Annotated in this window: 12 protein-coding genes; 5 read left to right on the top strand and 7 right to left on the bottom strand. The window is 70.6% G+C overall.

From position 1 onward, the window contains the following. The first annotated feature begins 85 nt into the window (after positions 1-85). The gene (locus VN779_RS08525) at positions 86-2311 is read left to right on the top strand and encodes an ATP-dependent RecD-like DNA helicase (protein WP_325721896.1); all 2226 of its coding nucleotides are present in this window, start codon (positions 86-88) and stop codon (positions 2309-2311) included. A 68-nt stretch (positions 2312-2379) separates the two neighbouring features. Beyond that, positions 2380-3054: an MOSC domain-containing protein gene (locus tag VN779_RS08520; protein WP_325721895.1), complete on the top strand. Its 675-nt coding sequence runs from the start codon at positions 2380-2382 to the stop codon at positions 3052-3054. On the opposite strand, the gene VN779_RS08515 is transcribed toward VN779_RS08520, so the two are convergent. The 5 genes from VN779_RS08515 to VN779_RS08495 all read right to left on the bottom strand — a co-directional run bounded on the left by VN779_RS08515 (position 3051) and on the right by VN779_RS08495 (position 8696). Beyond that, positions 3051-3803 (bottom strand): histidine phosphatase family protein, encoded by a 753-nt coding sequence (locus tag VN779_RS08515; protein WP_325721894.1) that lies wholly within the window; start codon positions 3801-3803, stop codon positions 3051-3053. The genes VN779_RS08520 and VN779_RS08515 overlap by 4 nt on opposite strands. A gap of 271 nt (positions 3804-4074) precedes the next feature. Next, the gene (gene leuE / locus VN779_RS08510; protein ID WP_325721893.1) at positions 4075-4827 is read right to left on the bottom strand and encodes a leucine efflux protein LeuE; all 753 of its coding nucleotides are present in this window, start codon (positions 4825-4827) and stop codon (positions 4075-4077) included. Between the two features lie 176 nt (positions 4828-5003). Further along, positions 5004-5867 (bottom strand): spermidine synthase, encoded by an 864-nt coding sequence (locus VN779_RS08505; protein WP_325721892.1) that lies wholly within the window; start codon positions 5865-5867, stop codon positions 5004-5006. A gap of 28 nt (positions 5868-5895) precedes the next feature. Next, positions 5896-7419, bottom strand: coding sequence for a pyridoxal phosphate-dependent decarboxylase family protein (locus VN779_RS08500; RefSeq protein ID WP_325721891.1), 1524 nt, complete (start codon positions 7417-7419; stop codon positions 5896-5898). Positions 7420-7478: 59 nt separating this feature from the next. Beyond that, entirely contained in the window at positions 7479-8696 is a 1218-nt protein-coding gene (locus tag VN779_RS08495; protein WP_325721890.1) for a tyrosine-type recombinase/integrase, read from the bottom strand. 201 nt (positions 8697-8897) lie between these two features. Here VN779_RS08495 and VN779_RS08490 point away from each other — a divergent pair, with 201 nt between their 5' ends. Then, on the top strand, positions 8898-9422 hold the full coding sequence (locus VN779_RS08490; RefSeq protein WP_325721889.1) for a DUF6343 family protein: 525 nt from the start codon (positions 8898-8900) through the stop codon (positions 9420-9422). A 180-nt stretch (positions 9423-9602) separates the two neighbouring features. Here the strand turns inward: VN779_RS08490 and VN779_RS08485 are convergent, their stop codons facing one another. After that, a complete protein-coding gene (locus tag VN779_RS08485; RefSeq protein ID WP_325721888.1) occupies positions 9603-10595 on the bottom strand; it encodes a pirin family protein in 993 nt (330 codons plus the stop codon). Between the two features lie 184 nt (positions 10596-10779). Continuing rightward, positions 10780-11376 carry an SRPBCC domain-containing protein gene (locus tag VN779_RS08480; protein ID WP_325721887.1) on the bottom strand — a complete coding sequence of 199 codons (597 nt, stop codon included), beginning with the start codon at positions 11374-11376 and terminating at the stop codon, positions 10780-10782. Positions 11377-11570: 194 nt separating this feature from the next. Between VN779_RS08480 and VN779_RS08475 the strand changes: the two genes are divergently transcribed. Further along, positions 11571-12389, top strand: coding sequence for an SAM-dependent methyltransferase (locus VN779_RS08475; RefSeq protein WP_325721886.1), 819 nt, complete (start codon positions 11571-11573; stop codon positions 12387-12389). A gap of 42 nt (positions 12390-12431) precedes the next feature. After that, on the top strand, positions 12432-13201 hold a 770-nt coding region (locus tag VN779_RS08470), incomplete at its 3' end, for a class I SAM-dependent methyltransferase (protein WP_325721885.1).

Below are 13201 nucleotides of genomic sequence, written 5' to 3'. Positions count from 1 at the left end.
CCGCGCGCACAAAAACGCCTAGCGCCGCGCCCCGGCCGCGGATCATCGCGCGCCGGTTGTCAGAAGCCCGCGATACCGTGCAGGTATGACCGCGCGCACACCACTGACCACGCTCGACGCCGTCGTCGAGTTCGTGCTGTTCGTGCGCGACGACGGCTTCACCGCACTGCGTGCGACCACCCAGGACAGCGCGCCGCTCACCGCCGTCGGCCCCGAGCTGGCCGGCGCCCGGCCCGGCGAGGGCCTGCGCCTGACCGGCCGCTGGACCCAGCACCGCCGCCACGGCGAACAGTTCACCGTGGAGGAATGCGAACGCCGCCCGCCGGCCGGGGTGCCCGCGATCCGCCGCTACCTCGGCACCGGCCTGGTGCGCGGCGTCGGCCCGCTGCTGGCCCAGGCCATCACCGACCGCTTCGGCGAGGACACCCTCGCCGTCATCGACCGCGATCCAGCCCGCCTCGCGGAAGTCTTCGGCATCGGCGAGCGGCGCACCCGCCGCATCACCGAGTCCTGGCAGGCCCAGAAGATCATCAAGGAACTGATGGCGGTGCTGCGCGGGCACGGGGTCTCCCCGCTGCTTGCCGAACCCATCCACCGCGCCTTCGGCGAAGACAGCCTCAAAACCGTGGCCGAGGACCCGTACCGGATGGTCGGCGAGGTCGACGGCATAAGCTTCCCCGCGGCTGACCGCATCGCCTTGCACGCCGGTGGCGCCCTGGACAACCCGGCCCGCCTGGAGGCCGCAGTCTGGGAAGTGTGCTCGGTGCGAGCCCGCCGGGCCGGACACTGCCACCTGACCGCGGAGGAAGCCGTCAAAGAGGCCGCCGCGCTCGTCGAGCAGGACCCGGCGCTGCTGCGCGAGGCCGCGGTCCGCCTGACCGTCGGACGTGGCGCGCCGCTCGCGGCCGAGGAGCATCCCGTCACCGGGGTGGCGCTGCTCGCTCCACGCGCCTTGCGCCGCGCCGAGAACAAACTCGCCCGCGCCCTCGCGGCCTTGGCCGCCGCCGAATCAGACCTGCCCGAACCGGTACGCCGCCGCGTCGCCGCCGACCAGTTCGGCGAGGACCTGCACCCCGGGCAGCGCGACGCCGTGCGTATGGCGCTGACCCACCCGGTGTCCGTGCTCACCGGCGGACCCGGCTGCGGCAAGTCCCACACCGTGCGCGAGATAGTCGAACTGGTGCGCGCTGGCGGCGGCAGCGTCACCCTCGCCGCCCCCACCGGTAAAGCCGCCCGACGCCTGGCCGAACTGACCGGCGCCCGCGCCCTGACCGTGCATCGCCTGGCGGCCGACCCCTCCGCCAACGATGACGACGCGGAAGGCGGCGCCCTGTTCGGGCCGCGCACCACGATGGTGCACCTGATCGTCATCGACGAGGCCTCGATGCTCGACGTGCACCTCGCCGCCCGCCTGGCCGCGCAGATCCCGCCCGGCACCCACCTGCTTCTGGTCGGCGACACCGATCAACTGCCCTCCGTCGGCCCCGGCGCCGTTCTCGCCGACGTGCTGCGCGTGCCCGGCATCCCGCGTACCGAGCTGACGCATGTCTTCCGTCAGGCCGCCGACTCCACCATCACGGCCAACGCGCATCGCATCCGCGCCGGGCAGCTGCCCGAACTGCGCCGCGCCGACTTCTGGTTCGCCGAGCTCGACGACCCGAAGGAAATCGCCCGCACCGTCGTGCAGATCGCCACCAGCCGCCTGCCGGCGAAACTCGGCGCCGACCCCGCCGACGTGCAGGTGCTGTGCCCGACTCGGCGCGGCGCCGCCGGCACCGTGGAACTGGGCCGGCTGCTGCAGGAGCGGCTGAACCCGCGGCAGGAGAACGAACCGGAGTTCTGGTCCGGCTCCCGGGTCTTCCGCGTCGGCGACCGGGTCATGGCCGCCCGCAACGACTACGCCAAAGGCGAGGCCGGCGTGTACAACGGCACTCTGGGCACCGTGGTCAACCTAGACCTCAAGGACAGCGCCCTAGAGGTGCTCACCGACGACGGCGAACAGGTCGCCTACGACTTCACCGAACTCGATGACCTGATCCACTCCTACGCCGTCTCCGTGCACAAGGCCCAGGGCAGCGAATTCCCGCACGTGGTCGCGCCGATCACCCTCGACGCCCCGATGCTGTTAACCCGCTCCCTGCTCTACACTCTGGTCACCCGTGCTAAGCGCACTGTGGTGCTCGTCGGACAGCCGCGCGCCTTGCGCCAGGCCCTGGAAACCCCCGGTCCGACCCGCAACACGCTGCTCGCCTACGCGCTCGCCGCGCAGCTCGATGGCACCGGGCCGAGCGAATTCGACCTCGACCTTTAGGGCGTTTTGAGAAGTAGCGTCGGATAACGGCGCGACACGCCCCGCGCCACCCCTCTACGCTGCCGACCATGAACATCCCGCCCGCGCCGCACGGACGGCTGCTTTCAGTCAACCTCGCCGCCACCGCTCACTTCACCAACGCCAAGAACCAACCCAGCGGCATCGGGAAGTTGCCGGTCGCCCACCCCGTGCACGTCCAGGCGCCCGGACCGAAGGGCGTCGGCGCGAGCGGAGTCGCCGGCGACCTGGTCTGCGACCGCAAGAACCACGGCGGCGACGACCAGGCCGTCTACGCCTACGCCCGCGAGGACCTGGACTGGTGGGAGCGCGAACTGGGCCGGGAGCTGCCTCCGGGGATGTTCGGGGAGAACCTGACCACCCTCGGCCTCGACCTGACCGGCGCGCTGGTCGGCGAACGCTGGCGGGTCGGCGAGCACGTGCTTTTGGAGGCGGCCTGCCCGCGCATCCCGTGCGGCGTGTTCGCGGAGAAGATGGGCGAGTCGCACTGGGTCAAACGCTTCACCGAACGCGGCGTCTCCGGCGCTTACCTGCGCGTCATCGAACCGGGCCCGGTCCAGGCCGGCGACCCGGTGACCATCGAGCACCGCCCAAGCCACCAGGTCACCCTCGGGGTCTACTTCCGCGCGCTGACCACCGAACCGGACCGGCTGCGCGACCTGCTCGCGGCCGGCGACGCGCTGCCGCAGGAGACCCGCGAGACCATCGCCCGGCGCACCGCTTAGGAGATGGCCGCCAGGTGCCGCAGATGGTCCGCGTCGTTGTAGTCCGCCAACCGCATCCGCGCGCCCTCCGCCGTCCATCGGGTCACCGTGCAGTTGCCGATCGCGCCGCCCGCGTCCACGATCCGGTTCAGCGCCGGCTCGTCGAGCCCGTCGAAGATCAGCCGCAGCATCAGCACCACCGCGTCGTGCGCCACGATCAGCAGATTCCGCCCGCCCGCCGCGGGTAGCGCGTCGCGCAACGCAGAACGCACCCGCAGCGCCACATCCGGGAAGTTCTCCCCGCTCGGCGGCCGGAAGTAGAACGGCCCGACATGGTCGCGCCGCGCCATCTCCTCCGGGTACCTGCGCCGCAGCGCCGCCGTGGTCAGCATCTCCCACGCCCCGGTTTCCCGATCGCGCAACCGCTCGTCGAAGCGCAGCTCGGGCTGTGGCACACCCGCGTCCGCGAGCGAGCCGAGGATCGCGGCGAGTGTCTGACGTGTGCGCAGATAGGGCGAGCAAAACACCACGTCCGGCGGGTCTGCGGCCAGGCGCCGCCCCACGGCCGCGGCCTGCGCCGCCCCGAGATGCGTCAGTGGCAGATCGGCGTCCCGCTCGGTGATCGGCACGCTCAGCGCCCCGGTGAGCGCCGCCTCCGCGAACGCCGCGTTGGCCGTGGACTGCCCATGCCGCACCGCAGTCACTTGCGCCGGGATGGGCACGCTCCACGCGGGGGCGGGGTCGGTCGGTGTGATGTACGGGACGGTCATGGAATGACCAGACACATTCGTCCCCTCCGTCGCGTGTGTCGCGCAGACTTGTACTGTACGTGCTCGCCCAGGGCGCGCGCTGCGGCGCGGCGGATGCACCGGGGGCGCGCTGCCGCCGGTCGCAAGGCTTCAGTGCTGACTGTGCGCGGGTTTAACGGCGGTCGTTGTCGTCGCACGCGGCACCACAGCGCGCCGCCCGCCGGGCGCACCGCTCCGCCGAGCCAGTAGCGGTCGCGGACGGCCGGACCCGCGGGGGGATTAGCGCAAGGGATCAGCGCAGGGTCGCGGTCGCCAGCTTCGCGGCGAACCCGAGGAACAGCGTGCCCACCCCGCCGGCCATGTACGAGGCCAGCCGGCGCCGCCGGCGCAACGCAGAAGCCAGCCGGTTCCCGCCCAGGATCAAAGCGCTCAGATACACCACCGAGAACGCCTGGATGATCACCGCCAGCACCGCGAACGGCACGACTGGATGTGCATAGGAGGGGTCGACGAACTGGGTGAAGAACGCGAGGAAGAACAAGATCGCCTTCGGATTGAGGAGGCTCACCACCAGCGCTCGGCGAAACGGTCGCTCAATTGCGGCTGACCCGGTCGCACCCGCTGGTGTCTGCGCCGTCGCCCGCGAAGTCGGGGCATCCGGTTCGACTGGCACCGCGACCGCGAGCGTCGCTCCGTCGTCGCTGGACCCTCTGGGCTGCGCCTCGCGTAATTGTGCACGCCGTTGCCGCAGCGAGCGCACGGCCGAGCGCAGCATCCCGGCACCGAGCACCGCCAGGTACGCCGCGCCCAAGTACTTCACCGCGTCGAACGCGAGCGGCCAGCGCGTGAGCAACGAGGCCGCACCCAGCGAGGTCAACATGATCAGGGTGCTGTCACCGAGGAATACGCCGCACGCCGCTCGATACCCCGTGCGCACACCCCTGCGCGCGGCCACCGACAGCACATACAGCGAGTTCGGTCCCGGCAGCAGGATGATCAGACCGGCGCCGGCGATGTACTCGGGCAGGTTCACCGTCCCCAGCATGCAGCGCATCCTCTCGTCACACATCAGCGTTTCGCGGCGCTGATCAACACGGCACTGATCAATACAGCGTTGGTTAACACTGCCTTGGTTTCCGCGGCGGTATCGTCACTGCTTCGGTCGCGCCATCATCGCGGCCAAAACCCCGCGTCGCAACAGCCTTTACCGGCTGGCGATCCTTACAGCTCGAACGCGCCCGGCGGCGGCTCGGGGGAGGGCACCGCGGTCGCGTCCGTGACCGGAACCGCGCCTGCGATCCACGCGTCCAGACCTTCCTCGCCGGTCACCCGCGCCGGGAACGGATCGCCCGCAGTACGGCGCACCAGCTCAGCCAGCGGAAGCGATTCATGCGACGCGGCCAGCACGAGGTTTCCGAAGCGCCGCCCGCGCAGTACCGCCGCCTCCGCGATCAACGCCACATGCGGGAACACCGCGCGAACCGTCGCCGCTTGCCCACGCGCGAAAGCCAGCGGCGCGCCATCCGCGATGTTCGCCGTATACACGCCACCCGGCCGCAACACGTTCGCCGCCAGCGTCACGAACTCCACACTCGTCAGATGCGCTGGCGTCCGTGCGCCCGCGAACGCGTCCGCCACCACCAGATCCGCGCTGGCCGGCCGCCGCGACGCCAACGCCTCGCGTGCGTCCCCGGTGCGCACTTTCAGCCGCCATCGCCGGTCCCACGGCAGATGCTCGCGCACGAACTCGACCAGCAGTGCGTCGATCTCCACCGCCAGCTGACCGCTGCCGGGCCGGGTGTGCGCCAGATACCGCGGCAGGCTCAGCGCGCCGCCGCCCAGATGCAACGCCTCAAGGCGCGCACCGGCCGGGAAGACCGAATCGGCGACGTGCGCGAGGCGCTGGATGTACTCGAACTCAAGGCGCGTCGGATCCTCGAGGTCCACGTAGGACTGCGGCACCTCGTTGAGCGTGAGCAGCATCGCGCCGGGCCGGTCGACATCCGGCAGCAGCCGCGCCACTCCCGATGTGGTCAGCGCGGCTGCGGGTTGCGAGGCGGCGCGGCGCGCACGAGCGGAGGGCACAGCGCCCCATTATTCAGCACGGCCCGTATTACGTGCTGCCAGCCAGCAACGCGGCCCCCGCCGCCCGCGCCTCCGCCACCAGCAGCCGCACATGCTCCGCTCGTGTCGCCGGATTGAGCACACACGCCCGTAGCACCGGTCGGCCCTGATACACCGACCCGGTCACGAACGCCGCCCCGCGCTCCTGGATCGCGGTCGGCAGCACCGCATTGACCCGGTCGACCTCCTGCGCCGTCGCGCCCTGAGACGCGTACCGGAACGCCACGATCGACAACTCCACCGGCGCCGCCAACTCCAGATCCGGCGCCTGCGCTACCAGCCGCGCCAGCTCCCGCGCCGTCTCGTTGCACGCCGCGATGTCCGACGCCACTCCCGTCCGGCCGCGCGCCGCGATCGACGCCCATACCGGCAGCGCCCGAAACTGCCGGGTCTGCTCGATCCCGTACTCGCTCAGCCACCCCAGCGCATCCCCGCCCTCGTCCCGCAGATACGGCGGCACCAGCGAAAACGCGGACCGCAGCGACTCCCGGTCGGCCACCAGCAGCGCCCCGACCCCGATCGGCACCTGCAACCACTTGTGCGGATCCAGCGCCAGGGAATCAGCCCGCGCCATCCCCGCATACCGCGCCGTCACCCGCGAATCGAGCACGCCAAAGGCGCCGTACGCGCCGTCGACGTGCAGCCACAAGCCGCCCGCGCCGCCCGGCGACCCGCACACCTCCGCGATCTCCTCGAACGGATCGATCGCGCCCGTGTTGACCGTCCCCGCGCTGGCGACCACAAGGAACGGCACCCGGCCGGCCTCGCGGTCCTGTGTGATCAGCGCCCGCAGCGCCTCGACGTCCATCCCTGAGCTGCTTGATCTGTCGCCTTGCTCTGCCCTACCTGTGCGTTCAGGCACGGTACGCAGCGCCCTGCTGCCGATCCCCAGCAGCTCGATCGCCTTACGCACGCACGAATGCGCCTCCGCCGTCGCATACGCGGTCAACTCCGGCGCGCCAGCCAGGCCGCGCTCACGCACGTCCCAGCCTGCCCGCTCCAGCGCCCGATGCCGCGCCGCGCCGACCGCGACGATCGTCGCCATCGACGCCCCCGACGTCAGCAGGCCAGCGCCGGTCTCGTGCGGAAACCCCACCAGCTGCGCGAGCCACCGCACCACCGCGCGCTCCAGCGGCACATCCGCGTGATCCCCGCCCGCGCTCGACGGATTCGACGCCGACGCCAGCAATCCGGCCGCCACCGCCGCCGGATGCGGCGCGGCATTCACCCACCCGAAGAACGCCGGATGCCCGTTGCCCATCGGATAGGCCAGCACCCGCCGCGCTGCCTCGTCGAGCAATTCACCGATCGCGCGGCCGCTCTCGGGCAGCGGCGCCTCCAGCAACGCCGCACGCATCTGCTCGGGCATCGCCTGCCACACCGGCCGCGCCGCCACACCGCCCAGGTGCGCGGCCGCCAGATCCGCCGCCGCACGCAACCCGTCACGCACCGCCGTATCGGTCGGCGCGGGGGCCGAAGCGGGAACGGAGAGGGAGGAAGAGGAATCGGCCACGTCATGATCGTACGACCGCGCCCCGACACCCTGGCCGGTGACTGCTGTCGCTGACGCGCCTACTCGCCGACGCCTCCGGCGATTGCGTCCGAACCCGAAGCCGCCTCTCGAGCCGACTGCGCCCCGGACTGCGCCGCCGTTTCCGTTTCCGCCTCGTGCGGCGGGGCTCCCGATTCGGTTTGCGTCTCCGCCGCCAGCAACTTCCGCAACGCCTGGTGCGTACGGTTCGCCCGCACCGCCGCCCGCTGCTCGCGCGCCGTCGCGTCAATGTAGTTCTGACTTGTCGTCAGCGACGCGTGCCCCAGCAGCCGCATGATCTCCACCGCGCTCGCCCCGTCCTCCGCCAGCCGCGTGGCGAACGTGTGCCTCAACGCATGCACCAGCGCACCCTGTGGCACCCGCGAAGAAACCCCGGCCTCCTGATACGCACGCCCGACGAGATACTGCAATGCGCCACGCCCCATCGGCGCGCCATCATGCCCCACGAACAGCGGATCGGACCGTGCCGGGGAGCGTCCGGCGAACTTCGCCCGCCGCGACTCCAGATACTCCGTCACTACCGCGTCCAGCTCCGGCTCCACCGGAATCGACCGCTCCTTGCCGCCCTTGCCGCGCACCTTCAGGTATCGCTCGCCCTCGCGCCCATCCAGGCACCCGACCGTCAAGTCCAGCAGCTCACTGGAACGCAGACCCGCGCACAGCAGCAGCGCCACCACCGCGAAATCCCGCTCCGGCCAGGGCCGTCTGCGCCGTGTGCGGTCCGGCGGCGCGGCGCTCGAGGCCAGCAGCCGCTCCGGCGTGTCCGTCCCACGCAGCGGCTTGGGAAACCGATGCGGCGGGCGGGGCCGATCCACGGTCCCCATCGGATTGCCCGGCACCACCGTGTCCGCGACCAGGAATGAGAAGAACTGGTTCCACACCGACCAGGCACGCCCTACCGAAGCCGCCGAACGTGGTTGCGCGTATTCGGCGAACGCCTGCCGCAGCGCACGGCCTGTCACCGCGTCGATCGGCACATCAGGCGCCTCACAGCCGTGCTGATCGGCCAGCAGAGCCCCGATTGCGTCCAGGTCGCGCCGGTACGCGGCCAGCGTGTTCGCCGCGTGCTTCCGGGCCTGCCGCGCGCGCAGAAACTCCTCGACGCATGCCCCCAGCGTCCGCGACGGATCCACCGGACCTGCTGGACCTACCGCGGCGATGCCCGTACCGGCTGCCGATCTGGTTGCGGATCCGACCGCCCCGCGCTGACCGTCCAGCTCGTGATCGCTTGGCTCCATGTCCGCGATTATGCGTGACAGCCACGGGTATCCGGCGGATGACCGGCCGACGGCCTGTCCCCGCAGTCCGAGTCCCGCAAGCTGAGCCACCGCGTCCCGGCCACCGCAGGCAAGCTCCGCGCCCCACTTGGCGCACAACCGGAAGGCGCCCTCCCCGTGAGTGAAACCGGCTCTTCCGGCACCTACCGTTACCATCACCGCGTGCGCAGCGGTGATGAACCAGTCCATGCCCGCAGTCCACTGCGCCTGCGCCTCGCGCTCGCGCTGACCGGGCTGGCCAACGGCCTGGCCGGAGTCATCCTCTTCGCGCTGCTCGGCAGTCAACCGCTCACCTGGGCGTTCGCCGCGCTCTGTGTCGTCGCGCTGATCAACGTCGCGGTCGTCGTTCACCGCATCCGCCAAGGACCGCACTACCAGCCCGGCCCCGGCATCCCGCCCTACCGGCCGCTGCCGTCCGACCGGCCCGCGCAGGAGCCGCACGCCCCGGCCACGCCACGTACCCGCCACCGCCGCTACCTGCTGATGATGGGCCTTTGCTTCACGCTGGTGATCCTGGCCTGGGGCTGGATCCGGTTCTACTCGGTCGCCGCGGCCGTCGCCATGAGCGCGGCCGCCGCCCTTATCCCGCCGTTCGCCGCGATCCTGTCCAACGTAGATAGCCCCATCCTGCGCGAGGATACGGACAAGGACGCCGATGATTGGCGCGATCGCACCCCTGGCGCCTGACTGTCCCGCTCAGCAGGACAAGGCAACGCAGTGCCCTAACACGACGCGCCGCTGATAAGACATGGCGGCGCGCCCGCGGACGGAGGGGGGTTCCGCAAGCGCGCCGCGTCACAGGCCGACCCGCCGCACCCTGAGGTGCGACGAACCGGCAGTCTCAGACGGACCGCAGGGAGCAGCCCGCTACTGCGGCCGCTGCTCGCCGGGCTGGGTGTGCGGCGTGCGTCCCTCCGGGATCACACCCATCCGCCCGGCCTGGAAGTCCTCGAAGGCCTGGATCAGCTCTTCCTTCGTGTTCATCACGAACGGCCCGTAGTGCGCCACCGGCTCGCGGATCGGCTGCCCGCCCAAGATCAGCACGTCGAAGTCCGGCGTGCGGCTGTCCGGCCGCGTGCTGGCCTCGATCGTCAGCGCGTCGCCGGCACCGAACACCGCCAGCTGTGAACTCTCCATCGGCCGGTCCTCCGCGCCCACCGAGCCACGGCCGGAGAGGCTGTAGACCAGGGCGTTGAAGTCCGCGCGCCACGGCAGCACCAGCCGCGCGCCCGGCCGCAGCGTCGCGTGGATCATCGTGATCGGGGTGAACGTGCTGCCCGGACCCTTCTGTCCGCCGACCTCGCCCGCGATCACGCGCACCAGCGCGCCGCCGTCAGGGGAGGAAAGCAGCGTCGCCTGCGCGCCCTCGATGGCCTGGTAGCGCGGCGGGTTCCACTTGTTCGCCCGCGGCAGGTTCACCCACAGCTGGATCCCGTGGAACAGACCGCCCGACATCACCAGATGCTCCGGCGGGGTCTCGATGTGCAGGATGCCGCTGCCCGCGGTCATCCACTGCGTCGCCCCGTCGGTGATCTTCCCGCCGCCGCCGTGCGAGTCGGCGTGCTCGAACTCGCCGTCGATCATGTATGTGACGGTCTCGAATCCGCGGTGCGGATGCCACGGCGTGCCCTTCGGCTCACCTGGCGCGTATTCCACCTCGCCCATCTGGTCCATATGGATGAACGGGTCCAGATCACGCATCGACACGCCCGCGAAGGCGCGATGCACTGGGAACCCCTCGCCCTCGAAGCCCTTGGGCGCGGTGCTCACCGACCGCACCGGCCGTTGCTGGGTCCCCTCGGCGGGAACCTGCGGCACCCGCGCAAGCTCCAGCGTGCTGTCCACCGTCACCGCAGGCATCGTGACCTCCTGGATCTCGCGCCCGCCCCTGCCGGGCCGACGCTTCGAACGTTATGTTGTTGAACGTTCACCTATCCCAGGATAATCCCGCACGGCGCTCGCGGCAGTACGTCATCTCTCACATGCGTGCGCCGCCGGCCGTGCGAGCCCGCTGTCGATCGTAGGATCGCAGGTCAGCAGCTGCTCAGCTACCATCCTCGAACCCGGCAGGCGGTCCTTCCTGCGGCCCGAGCAAGGGCTCGAACGCCGCACTATAGAGAGCGAACAGCCGCCGCCAATCGTCCCCGCCGCCCGTCTCCTCAGCCCCGGCGCTGCCATCATTCCGAGCCGCCGCAGGCTTTCCAGCCAGCCGATCCAGGCACAGATGCCATCCCGCGGCGTTGCGCGCGGCGATCGGCGCGGACAGTTCATCGGTCAGCACCAGCCGCGTCTCGCCTTCATCGACCGACACCGCTTCGAGCTCAAAGCGCAGCGTTTCCTCGCCCCACAGATACGCCAGCACCCGCGGCGGGTCGCATTCGAGCACCACGCCGTCCATGGTGAACTCGGCTTGGCCGGGAAACGAGAAGGTCAGCGCCCCGCCGACCTCCCACTGCTGCGCCGAGATCGAGCAAGGAAACCAGCCACGCAGGCTGTCCGGATCGGTCAGCGCCGCCCACACCTCTTCCGGCGTCATCGCCAGGATGCGCTCGAACCGCACCGCGGGTTCCGTGCCCGCCATCACCAGGCTCGCCACGCCGGACGGTGATGACGACGGGGCAGAGGCGGGCGTCTCGTCCATGGCTGAATCACTCCTCGGCGCGCTCTCTCGCCAAAGTAACGCGGCCGGACCCACGCTGCAGTGCCGACGGAGTCGAGCTCGAACCAGCGGACCTTGGTCAGCTGCTCCGTCGCACGGTTGCCCTCTAAGCTCGCCTTGAGCGTTTCCGCGGACAGCGCAGCGGCCCGGCCGCCGTGGAAAGGAAAGTCGAAGTCGTGACCGAACGTCCTGGCTGGGCGCCTGGCGAGGTGGATATCGAGACCCCGTCGGCGGCTCGCATGTATGACTACTACCTCGGCGGCTCGCACAATTTCGCCGCCGACCGGCAGCTGGCGGAGCAGGCGATGGCCGTGTGGCCCGACGCGCGGCATTTCGCCACCGCGAATCGCGCGTTCCTGCGCCGGGTCGTCAAGCTGCTGGCCGGCCTCGGGATCGATCAATTCCTCGACCTCGGCTCCGGAATTCCCACGGTCGGGAATGTGCACGAGGTCGCGCAAGCGGCCAATCCGAAGGCGCGCACGCTGTACGTGGACTGCGATCCGGTTGCCTATGCGCACGGCAGCGTGCTGCTCGCGGACGTGCCCCATGCGCGATTTCTGCACGCCGACCTGCGCTATCCGCAGGCCGTGCTCACCAGCGCTCAGCTGACCGGATTTCTGGACCTCAGCCGCCCGATCGCGGTCTTGCTCTTCCTCGCGCTGCCGTTCGTACCGGACGAGGACGACCCGGCGGGCACCATCGCGGCGTATCGGGAGGCAACCGCCCCCGGCTCATACATCGCGCTCACCCACGGCACCGGTGACTACCGTCCGCAGGCGATCTCGGAGGTGCGCGACGTGTACGAGCATGCCAGCCACTCGATGACGCTGCGCAGCAAAGAAGGGATCACCCAACTGCTGCGCGGTTACGAGCTGCTGGAACCCGGCGTCGTCGACACCATTCGCTGGCGGCCGGACCCCGACGCACCGCCCGACCCGCTCGGCGGCGACGTGGCACGTTATGCGATGTACGCAGCCGTCGGTGCCCGCCGCTGAACAGCTAGGGTTCGCAGCGTGTCAGTTCTCGAGATCTCCGACTTGATCGTCGCCTGGGATCCCGCCACGCACACTCGTGAGCCGGTCTTCGCGACCGACGTCATCGAACGGCTGCGCTGCGCCGGCGACCACCGGGCGGCGCGGATCGTGCAGCGGATGCCCGCCGAAGCCGGGGTGCTGGAGCCGGAATCCGTCGACCGCCTGCTCGTACGCGTCCACACCGAACTTCAGCGCTTGGGCGAGGAATTGCACATGGCGCAGCGGTTCGCCGAACTGCTCAGGCCGGTTCTCGCCGTGACGCGCTCAGCCGGTTCCCGCAGCCTGCGCGTCGTTGATATCGGCTGCGGCGTCGGGTATGTCATTCGTGCGCTCGCCGCGACCGGTGTCCTCGGCGCTGACGTCGAACTGCTCGGGGTCGATATGAACCCGGTCTTGGTGGCCGAAGCATCCAGGCTTGCCGTGGCCGAAGGGCTGCGGTGCGATTTCATGTGCGCTGACGCCTTCGCGCTCGACGAGGACGCCACCGTCTATATCTCCTCCGGGGTGCTGCACCACTTTTCCGCCGATGCACTCGCGAGCTTCTTTCGCGCCCAGGACCGGCCCGGCACGGCCGCGTTCGTCCACTACGACATCGCGGCGACCCGCCTCGCCCCGGTCGGCGCATGGGTCTTTCATCGAGCGCGGATGCGCGAGCCGCTCGGCCGGCACGACGGCGTCGCCTCTGCTCGCCGCGCCCACGGCGACGGGACGCTGCTCGCAGCCGCCCGCCAGGCAAGCGGAATGGAAATCTTCCTCTTCGAACCGGTCCGGCA

The organism is Actinocrinis sp., from assembly GCF_035605935.1.
Taxonomy (GTDB): Bacteria; Actinomycetota; Actinomycetes; order Streptomycetales; family Catenulisporaceae; genus Actinocrinis.
This window is presented reverse-complemented; position numbering and strand designations above follow the sequence as displayed.